Raw genomic sequence first — 16,668 nt, forward strand, 5'->3', positions numbered from 1 at the left:
GTATAGCACAAAGCATACCAATATTAATCTATTGATTTTTAAATAAAAAATAAAAAATCATTAAATAATCAGGTCAAAATAACACTTCAAAAAATGTCATTATGACACTACAATATCCAAAAACATCACCTGAGTGCTTACCATGCAAGATTTTTCCATCTCTACCTTGATTGAAATGACCATAGGACTCGCAAGTGGTTTGAATGATCAAGATAGATTCAATCGCCTGCTTGATGCGATTCGTAAAACCATTCAATGCGACTGTGTGATGCTGCTTTCACGCCAAGGTGATTTGTTAATCCCCCTTGCGATGCAAGGCTTGACTCGCGATACCTTAGGCCGACGCTTTTTAATTGATGAACATCCCCGCTTTCGTGAGATTTGCCACGCTGATGGGCCGGTTATTTTCGATGCAAATTCATCACTACCCGATCCTTTCGATGGTTTATTAATGGATCATGATGGCGACCTTCCCATGCACTCTTGTATGGGCCTGCCCCTTTTGTTTGGTGACAAACTACTCGGTATCTTGACGCTTGATAGCCTTAATCCCAACATGTTTGAGCATATTCCCAAACGCAGCCTAGAAGCGTTGTCGGCAATCGCGGCCTCTACCTTGAAAATGGCACTGACCTTTTCTCAACTTGAAGCACAGGCCAAACAATCCCAGCAACGCTTAGAAGAGCTGAATGAAGAAGCATGGGACAGAGAAGGTGGAGAGATCATCGGTTCAAGTGCGTCGATGCTGGCCATGAAAGCCGATTTGGAAGTGGTCGCCCCTTCTAATTTCAACATTTTAATCCATGGTGAAACAGGTGTCGGTAAAGAGCTGGTCGCACGAACACTGCACCAACTATCAGCGCGTAAACGCCAACCTCTTATTTATGTCAACTGCGCCGCAATTCCAGAAAACTTGGTCGAAAGTGAACTATTTGGGCATGTCAAAGGAGCTTTTACTGGAGCAGAACGGCATCGCTTAGGCAAGTTTGCATTAGCCGACGGTGGAACCTTATTTCTCGATGAAATCGGTGAACTGCCACTGGCTGCCCAAAGCAAGATTTTACGTGCATTACAGAACAATGAAATTCAGCCCGTAGGACAAGATCATGTCCAAACTATTGATGTACGGATATTGGCAGCGACAAATCGAGATTTAAAGCAAGAGGTGGAAGCGGGAAGATTCCGAGCCGATCTTTACCATCGACTCAGCGTATACCCTGTTCATATCCCTCCGCTAAGAGAGCGAAATGGTGACGTTACCTTGTTGGCAGGTTATTTTTTAGAGCAAGCGCGTCGCAAGCTCGGTATCACACAGCTCAAAATCGATCCCAACGCACTGGCTGGGTTACTCAACTACTCATGGCCCGGTAATGTTCGCGAATTAGAACACGTGATCAACCGCGCAGCGCTGAAAGCACGAGCCAGACAAGGCTTACAAGCGTTGATCACAGTCAACAGCTACGACATAGGTGAGTTAGATTTCAGCCTACCTCTGGTTAACACGCCAAGTACGTTGAGCGACAAAGAGGTCACAGCGAAGGTGTGGCAACGTGGGCTGCGAGAAGCAACGGATGAATATCAGCGTAAATTGATCAGTGAAGCATTGACCCAATCCGATTTCAATTGGGCAAAAGCGGGAAGATTATTGCAAGTGGATCGCGCGAATCTCACTCGGCTTTCAAAACGCTTAGGGATTTCGGTGAAAAAAACACACGCAATTGAGCGTTAATATCACTTTCATCACTAATATATCTTTTCTCACCCCGACAGTAATTACAGGTAAGACGCTCACCATACTGTGTGAGCGCTCATTATTCGGCGGTTAGCTACCCACTTCACTCGGCAGCACTTCTGTTGCAACTAAAGCGCGTGGAAATGCGTTTTCATACGCTTGCATAAAGTCTTGGCGGATCAATTGCTCTAAATGGTTGGCCCGCTCTGTTGGGCAAAAAATCATGAAATGCACGATCTGTTCTCCTGCGGCTGCGCTGCTGATCTGAATGTGCGGCTCAGCACTAGGCAAATCTACACCCGCATGTTTTTCAATCATGCTGTTATAACGCCTTGCAACATCGATAAAATGGGCAAAGTGTCTCTCAATCTTTTCATGCATAATCGGCAATAAAGGGTACAAATTTACAAATTCAGGCACTACTATCGAAAAATTATGAAACACATAACGCTTCATAAAGTTAAGGTTTTTTACCGGAAACGAGAAGAACATACTGTTTGGCAAGGTCGCGGTTTTTCCAGTGTAGTGATATTGACCATGATGCAAATCGATTTCTTGGATCACGGTTGCCATCAAGTTGTGTTCGATCACTTCACCGCTCAGTTTTCCGACTTCAATCCAATCCCCGATACGAAATGAGCGAGAGCTCGCTCGCTGAATTGAACCCGTAAAACACAAGATGATCTCTTTTGATGCGACTACAATGGCGACCGCTATCGCAGTCACTGACAGTGCAAATTCGTTGATCTCTGATTGCCACAATACGAAGAGGATGACCAAAGTAAAGGCAAAGGTGCCATTCTTGGTGCGTGACATCCATTTACGCTGCTTTTCGGTAATCAGTGCGACATCGCCACGAATTTGAGAAAGCACAACTCGCCGCGTCAAAATAATCAACGTCATGATTAAAATACTAAACACCAATTTATGAGTGATAAGAAAGTCCCACACCGCGACCACTTTCTCCATATCAATCCCCTTCTTTTATTTTTATGCATAATGAGCAGCAACACATCTAAGCCACTAAAGAGCAGCAGATTGAGATCGTGTTAGAAATTTTAGAAAGGTATTGTAACTGAGTGAATAGTTAACGTCGGCATAAGGCGCAATTATTATGCGCCCTGTCATAGCTTTGAAAGAGAAACTCCCTTTGAGATTGGCGAAAGGAAAGGTTTGTTATCAGTGTTGATTCGCCAACGCTGTCTTTTCAGCCAGTTTTACAATCACGTTTACCGCTTGTTCCATCCCTTCAATGGTAATGAACTCATGAATACCATGAAAATTATAACCGCCAGTGAAAATATTAGGGCATGGCAGGCCCATGAAGGAGAGCCTTGCACCATCCGTACCACCTCGAATAGGTTTGATCAGCGGTTCAACATCACAAGCAATCATGGCTTGTTTAGCCAGTTCAATGACTTGTGGATGAGGCTCGACCATCTCTTTCATATTGAAATAGCTGTCCGTCACAACCAACTCAACTCGTCCTTTCTCAAGACGGGCATTTAACTGGTCCACTTGCTGCTGCATAAACGCTTTACGAGCTTCCAAGCCTTCTCGTTCAAAGTCTCTAATAATGTAACCCAAGGTTGAGCGAGCCACACTCATCTCTGCGGATTTTAAATGGTAAAAGCCTTGATAGCCCTGCGTGGTCTCTGGGGTTTGATCGGCTGGCATCATAAGCTGAAATTGTGCGGCGATGTTGATGGCATTCACCATTTTATCTTTCGCGGTCCCAGGGTGAACATTCACGCCATAGCAAATGACATCGGCGCTCGCCGCATTGAAGTTTTCATACTCCAATTCGCCCACCGGGCCACCATCAATGGTATAAGCCCACTGTGCACCAAACTTCTCCACATCAAATAAGTCCGCGCCCCGGCCGATCTCTTCATCGGGAGTGAAACCGATACAAATATCACCATGTGCGATACTTGGGTCGGCAATTAACCTCTCAATGGCCGTCATAATTTCAGCGATGCCTGCCTTATTATCGGCACCAAGCAGTGTGGTGCCGTCAGTCGTGATCAGATTGTAACCATGCAGTTGATGCAAATCCGGGTATTGAATAGGTGACAGCACCTCATCCCCTTTACCTAAAGCAATATCTCCGCCTTGATAATTCTCCACAATTTGCGGCTTAACGTGTTTGCCTGACGCGTCTGGCGCGGTATCCATATGTGCAATAAAACCAATCGCAGGAACAGGGTAATCAACATTCGATTGCAACTTCGCCATAACATAGCCGTGTTCATCAACCGTAGCATCGGTTAAGCCTAATGCGATTAATTCTTCATGCAGTGTATGGGCAAACGTCATTTGCCCTACTGAACTCGGGCAACGGCGGCTGGCAGGGTGAGATTGAGTATCAAAAGAGACATAACGCAAAAAGCGTTCAACAAGATTTTCCATAGCAAGCACTCAATAAGTTAGCATGTCAGCGTATCGCCTATGTTGGGATACGCAGTTAATTGCAAGCTATACTACGCGCTCATCAGAAACGGAATTTGCTATAAATCAGCTTTTCAGCAATTACTGAGGTGTCAATCATTCAAAAAAGGGATCAAAAATGCCCACCGCAGTGAGCATTAAGATAAGCAAACAGGGCGTTTAAAGCAGAATGAAAATGCCCGCTAGACATGCACTCATTAAGTTAGCTAGCGTACCTGCAATCACCGCTTTAATACCTAAATTCGCGACTTCTGCACGGCGTTCAGGAGCGATAACCCCGATAGAGCCTAATTGGATCGCGATAGAACCAATATTGGCAAAGCCGCACAAAGCAAAAGTAATAATAACTTGGGTGTGTTCCGACAACAGCGCTTTGTGGTCAACAAAATCAATGAAAGCCACAAATTCGTTCATCACCACTTTTTGCCCAATGTAAGAGCCCGCCATCAAGACTTCATGGCTTGGTACACCAATCAACCACGCCAGTGGTGAAAATAGATAACCGAACAGCAGTTGTAAGGTAATGCCGTTCAAACCCAATAACTCACCGAAACTTTCAAGCCCAGTGTTAACCATCGCAATCACGCTCACAAATGCAACCAGCATTGTACCGACGGCCACCGCCACTTTCATGCCATTCATCGCCCCGCTCGCCAGTGCGTCAATCACATTACTTTCTTGCGCTTTATCCATCTCAATATTGGTTTGATCAAGTGGAACATCGCGCTCTGGTACGATGATTTTTGCCATCATTAAACTGCCGGGTGCCGCCATAAAACTGGCTGCAATAAGGTATTTAAGCTCAACACCTAGACCGGCATAGCCACCCAACACGCTACCTGCGACAGAGGCCATGCCTCCGGCCATGACGGCAAACAGTTCTGAACGTGTCATGCGCGACAAAAAGGGACGCACAAGCAGTGGTGATTCGCCTTGTGAAAGGAAAATGTTACCCGTAGCAACCAGAGATTCTGCTTTGCTCGTACCTAAAAATTTTTGAATACTACCACCAATAAACTCGATGACTTTTTGCATGATACCAAGGTAATAAAGGGCAGAGATAAGAGCGCTGAAGAAAATGATGATAGGCAGAACACGAACAGCAAAAATAAATCCGGAATCGGCTAAATCACCGAATAGAAAGCGGATTCCTGCATCGGCGAAACCCAGCAAACTCGACACACCGCCGCTGATGCTGGCTAGTGCGCTTTGTCCCCATGGGAAGTAGAGCACCAGTGCGGCAAAACCAACTTGCAGCAATAAAGCACGTGATACGGTTTTCCAATTGATGAAAGATCGATTTTCAGAGAGCAGGTAGGCGCAAGCGATCAGCGCTAAAATGCCGACGAGGCCAAAAAGAATATTCATTGTATTTACCTAGTTTGAAATTTGGAAATAAGGGTAGAACCAAAAAACTTGGCAAAGGAGGAATCATTGCCCTTTTGCACAACAAAAGCATGACAAAAAGAGGGGTATGCGAACATATTGTTCATCTAAGATCACCTTATACAAGCAGAGGAACTTAGCTGGTCCAGTCCTTGGGGTCATTCACATTTCCGTGTGACGGCTTGTATGGGTTGAGCACCGGCTCATAACCGGGCGGAAAGTATAGCGAACAAAATGAGAGTTTCATCACATATTTTTACGCAAACGTTCAAGCGCTCATTTATTCGACAGATATTCTAAAAAAACATCAAACACAGGCAAGATTGGATGGAAAACAAACAAAAAAATATGGAATTTTCATCACAAATTTAAACTAATTTAACTATATAAAAACGAATAATTGGTATTTCTGTACTTTGCCAACTAGCTTTAAGAGAGTCACTTTGAAGAGACTGAAACGGTTTCGAATAAAAATCACTAGCAACGTCACGCCTCTTGCGGTCAACACTGACCCAAGAGGCATTTTTATTGGACAAAGTCACTGTAGTGCAACAGCGTGAGGCGAAAACTAGTTTACAACCTCAATATCGGTTTCAGGAATACAACAACACGCTAAAGCGAAACCAAGATGACGTTCATGCTCAGGCAGTGCTGGCACGTCAGGTTGATGCACTTTGCCCGACTGCACAGTCACCTTGCACGCACCACAGAACCCTGCTCGGCAACTGTTGGCAATCGCAATGCCAGCGGCTTCGGCTTGATCTAATAAGGTCGTTTGGTTATTACCCTCAAATACATGGCCATTGACGCTCAGTTGTAACGTTTTCAGCTCAGCTGCGACGGTGTGCGCCACACCAAATGCTTCTTGGTGGTAAGATTCTTCCGCAAGCCCTTTTTTCAACAATAAGCTTTTTGCTTTCTGCATAAAACCACCAGGCCCACACACAAACACTTGGCGAGCAGTCACATGTTGGATTTGCTTAAGATGGGATAAAGAGAGCCGGCCTTTCAGCCCAAACCAATCTACTGGAGCTTGAGTCAGAGAAATGAAGACTTTCAACCCCGAATGCCGCTGCTTAAGCGCTTCAAGTTCAACACGGCAAGGAATATCCTCAACGCTGCGGCATTGATGATAAAAGACCACATCTTGAATTTGTTGATTATCGGCAAGATAGCGCAACATCGATAACATAGGCGTCACGCCACTTCCAGCCGACAACAGTAACAACGGTTGCTGGTGCTGAGTCGACAGATGAAACGAGCCATCCGGTGATTGCGTGGTCAATGTACTTCCTACCTGCAAGTGATCAAGCAACCAGTTAGAAACTCTACCACCATCAATACGTTTGACTGAAATCGCTAACCGACCCGGGCGCGATGGGCTAGATGACAAAGTGTAGCGGCGCGCCACGTTCTCGCCATCGATCACAACTTCGATTGGTAGGTGCTGCCCAGGTTGATAATTTGGCATTTCACCCTTTTTCGGCTCTAGCCAGAACGTGACAAAATCACGCGCAATCGCTTCACGCTCAACACAGGTCATCACATGGTGACTCATGCCCAAATCTCGATAAAACTCTTTCTCTTTGTACTCAAGCACATCAACGCTGTCGCCAACTCGAATCATCCCCTCATTTTTTGCGACTAAATTTTGCCCAAAAAACACCCCACCTCTTTCGTTAGCGCGAAATTGTGACAAGGTTCTTAGCGGCTCTTTGGTTGGACGAAAAGCCCCTTTATTCACATCAACAGTAGTGAGAATACAACGTTCGCAAGGTTTTACCGCTTCAAATTCTACCTCACCAATTCGGATCCGCTTCCAGCTGTCTTCAGCGAAAGGCTCATCGGTTCGTACCACTAGATTGGTACGAAATTGATCCATGCTGTGCACTTCAGGGCTGCGGCGATTAAGTTCATCAAGTGAAGCTTGGCTGATGACCAGCACTGGATAGCCATCAGCAAAACTGACATTGTGACCCACTTTTTCACGCATTCGGTTTGATTGCTCTCCGGTAAACAGCAACTCAACACGCTGGCCTAACACTTGGCTAAACCAATCATCCGCTTCATCGGTTGTGGTGTAAGCGGTAAAGTTATCGTCCCACACTTGCGCTGGAGAAGGTTGCATTTTGAAATCTGCATAACGCAGTTTTAACGGAGATTGGTTCACCGCCGTGAAGATCAAACCATCCGCAACCAGTATTGAATTCACCTTAACCATATTTGGATACTTACGTGCAGTGACCATTGAACCATCAGCTAACGCGATCATAAAGCGCCGATCAAAAGCCAGCCCCTGTTTTTCAACCCAAGCGGTGGACTGCGAGAGGCCACCTATCGATTTGACTGGGTAAACGTTAATTTGTGAGAGTTGAGCTGACGACATGGCCTATCCTTATGCTTTTTTGAAGGTATTTTTATAACGCGATGATAATGGAAATCGCCAAAGCTGGCTAACTCTATGGAAAATAAAAGGATGAAATTCCCCCCTGTTTCCTCTATCATCCTGTCGCTTAAACGTAAGCGATTGCGCGCACATTAAAAGCGAAGCCCGTTTAAGCTCCAATCAATTTATTTTCCGGTGGGAGCAACCAATGAAAACATTAACAATTACTCGTCCAGACGACTGGCATGTTCACTTACGTGATGGTGATGTGTTGGCCGATACAGTACGAGACATCAGTCGCTACAACGGCCGCGCCCTGATCATGCCCAATACGGTCCCGCCGATCACCACCACAGAATTAGCATTAGCGTACCAACAGCGCATCATGGCGCAAAAACCACGTGATTCTTTCAAGCCACTCATGGCGCTTTATCTCACCGATAACACGACACCTGATGAGATCCGCAAAGCCAAAGCTTCTGGCGCTGTCGTGGCAGCCAAACTTTATCCGGCTGGGGCGACCACCAATTCAGATTCTGGCGTAACCTGCGCTCAAAATATTTACCCAGTATTAGAAGCGATGCAAGAGGTTGGCATGCTGCTGCTGATTCATGGCGAAGTAACCGCTCACGATGTGGATATTTTTGACCGAGAAAAAGCCTTCCTCGATACAGTGCTTGCTCCCATTGTTAATGATTTCCCAAATCTGAAAATAGTGTTAGAACACATCACCACCGCCGATGCTGCCGAGTTTGTAAAAAATGCGAACCAGAATGTAGCGGCAACGATCACGGCGCATCATCTACTGTATAACCGTAATCACATGCTCGCTGGTGGTATTCGCCCTCATTTTTACTGTTTGCCAATCCTTAAGCGCAACACCCACCAGCTTGCGCTGATTCAGGCAGCGACATCGGGCAATAAGAAATTTTTCTTGGGTACTGATTCTGCGCCTCATGCCAAAGACAAAAAAGAAGCCGCTTGCGGCTGCGCTGGATCGTACACAGCGCACGCAGCCTTGGAGTTATACGCAGAGGTGTTTGAGCAAGTTGGTAAAATTGGCAACCTTGAAGCGTTTGCCAGTCACAATGGCCCTGATTTTTACGGCCTACCTCGTAATAACGACACCGTTACTTTGGTCAAAGAAGAGTGGCCAGTTGCTGAAAGTATATCATTTGGCTCAGATATTGTGGTGCCGATCCGCGCCGGTGAAACGGTCGCGTGGGCAGTAAAATAGCTCATTAATGCATCAAAAAGGGAAGCCGCGGCTTCCCTCTCTTTATCATTATCATTTTTGCACCACACAGCGCTTATCTCAGCTTAGGCTGACGCTCTAACAGCACCATCACTTCGCTATGATCGGTATGTGGAAACATATCAAACCATTGCAGTTTTTTGGGTAAGTAGCCCACCATACCTTGCATATCAGTGATCAGCGTTTGCGGGTTACAGCTTGAGTAAATGATGTGTTTGGGTGATAAAGCCACCAATCGCTCAACTAATTCAGCTCCTAAACCACGACGCGGAGGGTTGACTAGCACCAACTCAGGAGCGATTGATTGAGCCTGTGAGAATTGGGCAGAATCCAGCGCAGCAAAGTCTAAATTGGTAATGCCCATCGTCTTGGCAGAGCGTTTAGCACTGGCGATCGCTTCTGGTTCAATTTCAATGCCTGTGACTGTCGTAGTTGGACTGGCACAATGTAGGGCAAAACCGCCCACGCCACAAAACAGATCCCACATGTGACTTGGGTTTATCTCTCTCACCCAATCACGCGCCGCCGCGTACAACTGCTTCGCTACATGCGGGTTGGTTTGGAAAAAACTTTTCGGGCGGATAACCATAGGCACCTGATTAAACTGCTCAATCAAATACTCACACTCGGTTAAAAAAATCTCTTCTTCACCTTCTAGGCGCGCCATATGGATGGGTTGAAGGTTAACTGAGACGACGCGAATGGTTGGAAACTGCGCCTGAAGCCGCGCGAGGTTTTGCTCAACTCGGCCTAAAGCTTCGCGGCTTCTCAGTACGAAACGCAGCATAAACTCACCTGAATATTCGCTGCGTGTGAGCAATATGTATTTGAGTTCGCCTTTCTTCTTGGCTTTATTATAGGGAGGAATACCCGAGCTACGGATCCAATCTTGTAGATAAGTTAATAGCGCTTGTGTCTCTTGTGGGTAGAGAGCACATTGCACTAACGACACGGGCGTTGATTGCCCATCAACCATGGATTCAACACCCAAGATCGGTGCATGAGCCGCGCCAAGAGCCACCATTTTCGCTTTGTTACGAAAACCCGTCTCTTCACTTATGACAGGTTCTAGCCACTGCTGTGGCATCTGCGTTGAAAACAGCGCTTTTAGTGCCAAATCTTTGCGCTTCACCTGCTCTGAATAAGAAACCGCGCAATGAGTACAAGAACGGCACAGCTGTTGATCAAAAAACGCACACTGCATAATGGGAACTGCCAAAAACGAAAAGCGCTAGTCTATTCGTCTGCGGGCAAATCACCATTCAATATGATTATCATCACCATAAAAAAAATTAATGGGACGGTTTCAATTTACTCACCATCCCCCACACTGCAACCACAGCCAGCCCGGCGAGTAAGCCAACGAAACCATTAAGCAAGGTTGGCATCACTACTGCTAATAAAGAGAGTTCAGCAACGGCTGCAATCACAGGTTCAAGCACGTGGTGAATAAAAGGGACGTTGTGCACCACAATGCCACCGCCCACTAAAAACATCGCGGCGGTACCCACTACAGTTAATGCTTTCATGAGCTTAGGCGCGAAACTGATCAACCCTTTACCAAAGCGAGCACGCAGCCCTGCGCCATCTGAAGTGCGCTCTAGGTAGAAACCTAAATCGTCCAATTTCACAATGCCTGCTACCAAACCATAAACACCGATGGTCATGACCACTGCAATCAAACTCACCACCAAAATTTGTGTCACCATGCTATGGCCTTGCACTGTCCCCAACGCAATCACGATGATCTCGGCCGATAAAATAAAATCGGTCCGAATCGCCCCAGCGACTTTACGTTTTTCATAGTCATCAATCGATACGTCAGTGAGCATGCGCTCATCTGCGTCAGCGGTGCTGTGATGGTTGGTATGAAACACTTTTTCTAAGATTTTTTCTGCCCCTTCAAAGCAGAGAAAAAGTCCACCGACTAACAAGAGCGGCATTATCAGCCAAGGGGCTAATGAGCTCATCAGCAAGGCAGCGGGAACCAAAATTAATTTGTTGCGAAATGAGCCTTTAGCCACTGCCCACACCACTGGGATCTCTCGTTCAGCGGCAACACCAGACACCTGCTGAGCATTGAGCGCCAAGTCATCCCCCAATACGCCTGCCGTTTTTTTCGCGGCCATTTTTGACATCAACGCCACATCATCGAGCACGGTTGCAATATCATCAAGAAGGGTAAGTAAGCTCGCGCCTGCCATCATTTTCTCCATTCGCTATTTCGAAGAGCAGAACTGTAACACCAACAATAGCAAGCAATAAACAAGTGTAATGAAAAGTTTCACGTCTCTCTTTGCTAGCTATACCCAAACAACTTGGAGTTGCAGGTAGGCGGCAAGTGAGTGAGTCCCCATGAGCATAGGCAAACTATGTGATTGGGGTGAACGAACGTAGCCAACACCGCTGCGGCTTCAAGTAGGAAGGGTATATATGCTCTTGTATCAAGGTAAGAGTGTTGCATCAGGTTAATCTGCGCATTAAGCTTCTGGTCCATTACACCGAGATTTGAAGGAATGTCATGCAGCACTCTCACTATTACCCTATAGGTACTCCCGGACAAAAATGGACGCAAACCGAACGCGAAGCGTGGCTCGCGCAAACGACGATTAAACGAGAATATCAGCAAGAAGTCGTGCCGAAGATTAACGCTTTGGCAACGGATTTTGAGGTAGAGCAATACGGTGCACTATCAATAGACAAAGATCGCTACCCATTATTTGCCTTAAAAAGTCGCTCATGGAACCCTGACAAACCAACGGTGTTGATCACAGGTGGTGTACACGGTTACGAAACCAGCGGAGTGCACGGCGCGTTGCAGTTTTTAGCGACTCAAGCACCGCAGTACCAATCTCATTTCAACATTGCCGTTGCCCCGTGCGTAAGCCCTTGGGGCTATGAAACGATCAATCGTTGGAACCCATCAGCGCTTGACCCTAATCGCTCATTTTACGCCAATAGCCCAGCCGAAGAGTCGGCAAGCTTAATGCGCTGGGTCGCAAGCTTAGGTGACGTGTTGGTGCATATTGATTTACATGAAACTACAGACAGTGATGAAAGCGAGTTTCGCCCTGCACTCGCAGCGCGCGATGGGATTAGATATGAAGCCGATACGATTCCCGATGGGTTTTATACTGTCGGCGATACGGAAAATCCGCAGCCAGAATTCCAAGCAGCCATTATTGAATCGGTACGCAAAGTCACGCACATTGCACCTGCCGATAGTAAAGGCGAGATCATCGGCTCTCCGATCACTCAAGAGGGAGTAATTAATTACTCAATGAAAGCATTAGGGTTATGCGGTGGCATCACAAATTGCTACTTCGGCACCACCACCGAAGTGTATCCAGATAGCCCAAAAGTCACAGCGCAAGAGTGTAATGACGCACAAGTCGCCGCCATTGTTGGTGCTTTGGACTACGTGTGCCGCTAAAACGATAAAACACCCAACCCCCTATGTCATGGATTCATGAATAATAGACGTTGTAAAAAGTCACCACATCAAGTCTAAGGCTCTTCTTTATGGTTTGATCAGCGACAAAGTGCTTACATACGCTTAAGCAATATTATAACAAACGATTTTTATACTGTTCCGGCGTTTGGCCGGAGTATTTTTTAAACATAGTAATAAAAGGACTGGCTTGGTTGTAGCCAAGAGTTAATGCTACCTCTTTCACTGAATGTCCTGTGCGCAGTAAATCCATGGAATAGAGATAGCGTACTCTTAATCGCCATTCGGTAAAACTCATCCCGAGTTCCGTTTGGCAATGACGCGCTAATGTTCGCTCTGTGGTATGTACTTTTTCAGCCCACAAAGCCAATGTCGTATCATCGGTCGGGTTTTCTTCTACCGCCGCTAAAATCGGGGCTAAATATTTGTGATTAGTGGAAGGCAAAAAATGATGCTGTGTTTCTTGCGTTGCCAATTGATCGAGCAATACTTGAACTAAACGTTTATCTTGCGCGTTTTGAGCCACACTGATTTCACGCGATCGAAAATCCTCAATGATGGCAGAAACGATGGGCGTCACTTTTATCAAACTGGTGTGCTTGGGAAAACCATGGGTGAGAGCCCGATCAATATTGAGCGAACAATATTCAATTGGCTTACGATTATAGCTGCAGTGTTTCACCCCCGCAGGAACCCAAATCGCGAGATGAGGCGGTGCGAGAAATCGCGTTTCTTGCGCTTCCATTTCCAAAATCCCGCCGGAAATTAGCTGCACTTGTCCCCATGGATGGCTATGAGTTCGCGTTTCTGTGTTTGACAAAAACGCATCGAAATTCATAAAGACATCCGATGGCGCACTGTCAATCGATAGTGAAGGGTGAAGATTTCTAGGCGCTTTTTTCAAACTTGTCTTCCTATCGCTCGCAATGTCGTTTTGGAGATATATATAATTATAGAGACCTGCCACACTATACTTCAAAGCACAATTTGCGACGAGGCTCACATGGTATATCTTCTTCCACTATTCACGGTTCTAATTTGGGGTGGTAACTCTATCATCAACAAGCTCGCCGCAGAAACCATTGAACCAAGTGCGATGAGTTTTTATCGCTGGTTTGTCGCGATGCTGTTGCTAACCCCCTTTTGCTTACCTACCGTGATCCGCCAATGGGTAATCATCAAGCCCCATTTAACTAAACTGGCTTTTTTAGCCATGTTAGGCATGGTACTGAATCAGTCTCTTGGCTATTACGCAGGGCTAACGACTACTGCATCAAATATGTCGTTGATCACTTCGCTGGTACCACTGCTCAGTGTGTTCATCAGCGTTCCTCTGCTCCATAAGCGCATTTCAGCTTTGAGTGTTGTCGGAGGAGTCCTCTCTCTCGCAGGGCTTGCTTTTATGCTAGGTCAAGGCGATATGAGCTTCTTCTTGCATCAAGATATTACACATGGTGATGCATTAATGGTGGTGGCTGCAACCGTTTACGCACTTTATTGTGTGTTACTTAAACGGTGGAAAATGCCGCTAAGCAATTGGACGCTTATTTATATGCAAGGGTTATTTGCTGTCTTAATGCTGACACCATTATGGTTGACCAGTGAACATCTCCTACCCACGGAAGGCTCGCTGCCCCTAATCGCTTACGCTTCTGTCGCTGCATCCTTATTGGCTCCATGGATGTGGGTAAAAGCGATCGATTTAATTGGTGCAGACTCTAGTGCGATGTTTATGAATTTGTTACCTGTGGTGGCGGTTTCGCTTGCCACAACCCTGTTAGGTGAAACAGTGCAAAACTACCATCTTTTAGGTGGAACGATGGTAATTTCCGGGGTTATTTTATCCCAAATAAAACTGACAAAAAGCCGTACAACAGCTATCGAGGGCGCAATACAACCATAAAATTGAGCATCTAGCATCGATTCGAGCTATGTTTATGGAAGAAGAATAAAAATAAACAAAAATGAAATGTATTGAGGGATCCTTTACGTCAGATCCGTTAGGCAACCTAGCAAATTTGGTGGCCAGATAATGATTCTTGATAACATCGAAGATGTGTATAGCAATAATTTGTTTGCCTTGCATGAGCTTGTTCTCAACGAACTCGGTTCATACGTATTCGTAAAAAACCGTCAAGGTGAGTATCTGTATGCAAATCAGCTAACACTTAAACTGTTTGGCACAACTTTGGAAGAACTCAGAGGCAAAACTGATCATGATTTTTTTCAAGATGACCTACTCGCCGATATTTTACACAGCGATCAAATGGTATTTGATACCAAACAGCCTTTCATCAGTGAAGAACGTGCACAAGCAAAATTCGATACCAAAGTACGCGTCTACCGCGCAATAAAGAAACCTATTCTAAGTACACAAACCGGTGAAGTGATTGGCCTTATCGGTGTTTCTACTGAGATTACCGATATTGTTGAACTGCGAGAACAGCTTCACACTCTGGCCAATACCGATGACTTAACGCAGCTCTACAATCGCCGCAAGTTGTGGCGAGAAGCGTGTAATGAATTTACGTTGGCTCAGCGTGATCATTATCCGATAAGTTGTATCGCGATTGATATCGACAACTTCAAGTTAGTAAACGATACCTATGGCCACCAGCGAGGAGATGATGTGATTTGGCAGTTAGCAGAGATAGCGAGAAAGCACACACGCCATGGCGATGCCTGCGGTAGAATTGGTGGTGAAGAGTTTCTGATTGTTCTGCATAAGGCGAATGCGCATGAGGCCTTTCAAGTGGCAGATCGTTTACGTAAAGAATTTTATGCATACGCATTTTTTGACAACGGCGCACACTTTAGTATCAGTTGCGGTATCTCTGAAATTGCGGGCAACGATGCCGATTTTTTCGAAATTTATCGCCGCTCAGACAAAGCACTTTATAAAGCCAAGCTCGCTGGACGGAATCAATGTGCCACATTCCAAGAAACATAACTATGTTCCATAAAGGGCCTATAATGTTCGTTTAATGTGAATTATCACTTAAAACGAGCAAATACTCGTGTATCCCATTCACTAATGATTGAATTTGGTCGATTAAACCGTACACTCACAAAGTCGTAGTGCCTTACGCAAAGTAAGCATTCAAGGTATTGACCTATTTAAGCTTCAATGAATAAGGATATTTAAGGTGAAAGCAGTTAAACGCCATCAAGAAATTATCGAATTAGTTCAAACACACGGATTTGTGAGTACCGATGATTTAGTCGAGCGATTCAATGTTAGCCCACAAACCATCCGCCGAGATCTCAACGAACTTGCAGATGCCAATAAGTTACGACGCAATCACGGCGGCGCTACCATCGCGTCTAGTTCTGAAAACTCCTCTTACCACACTCGCCAAGTAACTTATCAGCAAGAAAAAGAGAAAGTGGCTGCCGAGCTAGTCAAACACATTCCCGATGGCGCAACGCTCTTTATCGACATAGGTACGACACCTGAAGCTATCGCTCGGGCATTAATGCTCAATCACGAAAATCTGCGCATTGTCACCAACAACATTAACGTGGCGACGATTTTAATGGCCAAACCGGATTTCAATGTCATCTTAGCGGGCGGTGAAGTGCGTAATAAAGACGGTGGCGTGACGGGTGAAGCCACTTTGGATTTCATTTCACAATTTCGTCTCGATTTCGGTATTTTAGGGATTAGCGGCATTGACTATGATGGCTCACTTTTAGATTTCGATTATCACGAAGTGAGAGTCAAACGGGCGATCATCGAAAATAGTCGCTGTGTTTATCTCGGTGTCGACCACAGCAAATTCGGACGTAATGCCATGGTTAAGCTAGGCACAATTGCCGACGTAGATTTGATCATTACCAATGCTCAACCACCAGAAGAAATTGATGCATTCGCTCGTGAAAATGAAGTAACCATTCAGGTGGTATAGATAGATTGAGGCCAAAACCGACATTTGAACTAGATTTTCCCGCCAAATAAATAAACTATTTCATTATTTGCTCGTACTGTTACGGTTTTTTTTGATATA

General features: G+C 45.6%; 13 protein-coding genes. 6 read left to right on the forward strand and 7 right to left on the reverse strand.

Features of this window, described 5'->3' with window-relative positions; all coding sequences use genetic code 11:
- Positions 1-142 precede the first annotated feature (142 nt).
- Positions 143-1,729, forward strand: coding sequence for a nitric oxide reductase transcriptional regulator NorR (gene norR, locus AACU59_RS07755; RefSeq protein WP_176428509.1), 1,587 nt, complete (start codon positions 143-145; stop codon positions 1,727-1,729).
- Between the two features lie 93 nt (positions 1,730-1,822).
- On the opposite strand, the gene AACU59_RS07760 is transcribed toward norR, so the two are convergent.
- From AACU59_RS07760 to AACU59_RS07775, 4 genes are all read right to left on the reverse strand, one after another.
- A complete protein-coding gene (locus AACU59_RS07760; RefSeq protein ID WP_094144694.1) occupies positions 1,823-2,701 on the reverse strand; it encodes a mechanosensitive ion channel family protein in 879 nt (292 codons plus the stop codon).
- A gap of 210 nt (positions 2,702-2,911) precedes the next feature.
- Complete coding sequence (pepT, locus tag AACU59_RS07765; protein ID WP_088729747.1) at positions 2,912-4,144, reverse strand: peptidase T; 1,233 nt, start codon at positions 4,142-4,144, stop codon at positions 2,912-2,914.
- Between the two features lie 198 nt (positions 4,145-4,342).
- Positions 4,343-5,551, reverse strand: a complete 1,209-nt coding sequence (locus tag AACU59_RS07770) for a NupC/NupG family nucleoside CNT transporter (protein ID WP_094144695.1) — start codon at positions 5,549-5,551, stop codon at positions 4,343-4,345.
- 586 nt (positions 5,552-6,137) lie between these two features.
- Positions 6,138-7,955, reverse strand: coding sequence for a hybrid-cluster NAD(P)-dependent oxidoreductase (locus AACU59_RS07775; protein ID WP_094144696.1), 1,818 nt, complete (start codon positions 7,953-7,955; stop codon positions 6,138-6,140).
- 208 nt (positions 7,956-8,163) lie between these two features.
- Here AACU59_RS07775 and pyrC point away from each other — a divergent pair, with 208 nt between their 5' ends.
- Positions 8,164-9,192, forward strand: coding sequence for a dihydroorotase (gene pyrC / locus AACU59_RS07780; protein WP_094144697.1), 1,029 nt, complete (start codon positions 8,164-8,166; stop codon positions 9,190-9,192).
- Between the two features lie 73 nt (positions 9,193-9,265).
- Here the strand turns inward: pyrC and rlmC are convergent, their stop codons facing one another.
- Together rlmC and AACU59_RS07790 are read right to left on the reverse strand one after the other, a co-directional pair.
- Positions 9,266-10,414: a 23S rRNA (uracil(747)-C(5))-methyltransferase RlmC gene (rlmC, locus tag AACU59_RS07785; RefSeq protein ID WP_176428510.1), complete on the reverse strand. Its 1,149-nt coding sequence runs from the start codon at positions 10,412-10,414 to the stop codon at positions 9,266-9,268.
- Between the two features lie 88 nt (positions 10,415-10,502).
- Positions 10,503-11,414, reverse strand: a complete 912-nt coding sequence (locus AACU59_RS07790) for a DUF808 domain-containing protein (RefSeq protein ID WP_094144699.1) — start codon at positions 11,412-11,414, stop codon at positions 10,503-10,505.
- A gap of 317 nt (positions 11,415-11,731) precedes the next feature.
- On the opposite strand from AACU59_RS07790, the gene AACU59_RS07795 reads away from it, so the two are divergent.
- Positions 11,732-12,643, forward strand: coding sequence for a M14 family metallopeptidase (locus AACU59_RS07795; RefSeq protein ID WP_094144701.1), 912 nt, complete (start codon positions 11,732-11,734; stop codon positions 12,641-12,643).
- 133 nt (positions 12,644-12,776) lie between these two features.
- Here AACU59_RS07795 and AACU59_RS07800 read toward each other — a convergent pair whose 3' ends face one another.
- Complete coding sequence (locus tag AACU59_RS07800; protein ID WP_026028665.1) at positions 12,777-13,565, reverse strand: AraC family transcriptional regulator; 789 nt, start codon at positions 13,563-13,565, stop codon at positions 12,777-12,779.
- A 99-nt stretch (positions 13,566-13,664) separates the two neighbouring features.
- Here AACU59_RS07800 and AACU59_RS07805 point away from each other — a divergent pair, with 99 nt between their 5' ends.
- The 3 genes from AACU59_RS07805 (at position 13,665) to AACU59_RS07815 (ending at position 16,569) form a co-directional block, all read left to right on the forward strand.
- Entirely contained in the window at positions 13,665-14,564 is a 900-nt protein-coding gene (locus AACU59_RS07805; protein WP_013868061.1) for a DMT family transporter, read from the forward strand.
- A gap of 129 nt (positions 14,565-14,693) precedes the next feature.
- Complete coding sequence (locus AACU59_RS07810) at positions 14,694-15,611, forward strand: GGDEF domain-containing protein (RefSeq protein ID WP_017047195.1); 918 nt, start codon at positions 14,694-14,696, stop codon at positions 15,609-15,611.
- A gap of 196 nt (positions 15,612-15,807) precedes the next feature.
- Positions 15,808-16,569, forward strand: coding sequence for a DeoR/GlpR family transcriptional regulator (locus AACU59_RS07815; RefSeq protein ID WP_013868063.1), 762 nt, complete (start codon positions 15,808-15,810; stop codon positions 16,567-16,569).
- Positions 16,570-16,668: the final 99 nt, after the last annotated feature.

Source organism: Vibrio sp. V23_P3S9T160, from assembly GCF_963886625.1.
GTDB lineage: Bacteria > Pseudomonadota > Gammaproteobacteria > Enterobacterales > Vibrionaceae > Vibrio > Vibrio anguillarum.

Bases quoted from the DNA above. Each gene is read 5' to 3' on its own strand.
- pyrC (WP_094144697.1), top strand. From the start codon at position 8,164: ATGAAAACATTAACAATTACTCGTCCAGACGACTGGCATGTTCACTTA.
- AACU59_RS07775 (WP_094144696.1), bottom strand. From the start codon at position 7,955: ATGTCGTCAGCTCAACTCTCACAAATTAACGTTTACCCAGTCAAATCG.
- AACU59_RS07760 (WP_094144694.1), bottom strand. From the start codon at position 2,701: ATGGAGAAAGTGGTCGCGGTGTGGGACTTTCTTATCACTCATAAATTG.
- rlmC (WP_176428510.1), bottom strand. From the start codon at position 10,414: ATGCAGTGTGCGTTTTTTGATCAACAGCTGTGCCGTTCTTGTACTCAT.
- norR (WP_176428509.1), top strand. From the start codon at position 143: ATGCAAGATTTTTCCATCTCTACCTTGATTGAAATGACCATAGGACTC.
- AACU59_RS07770 (WP_094144695.1), bottom strand. From the start codon at position 5,551: ATGAATATTCTTTTTGGCCTCGTCGGCATTTTAGCGCTGATCGCTTGC.
- AACU59_RS07810 (WP_017047195.1), top strand. From the start codon at position 14,694: ATGATTCTTGATAACATCGAAGATGTGTATAGCAATAATTTGTTTGCC.
- pepT (WP_088729747.1), bottom strand. From the start codon at position 4,144: ATGGAAAATCTTGTTGAACGCTTTTTGCGTTATGTCTCTTTTGATACT.
- AACU59_RS07805 (WP_013868061.1), top strand. From the start codon at position 13,665: ATGGTATATCTTCTTCCACTATTCACGGTTCTAATTTGGGGTGGTAAC.
- AACU59_RS07790 (WP_094144699.1), bottom strand. From the start codon at position 11,414: ATGGCAGGCGCGAGCTTACTTACCCTTCTTGATGATATTGCAACCGTG.
- AACU59_RS07795 (WP_094144701.1), top strand. From the start codon at position 11,732: ATGCAGCACTCTCACTATTACCCTATAGGTACTCCCGGACAAAAATGG.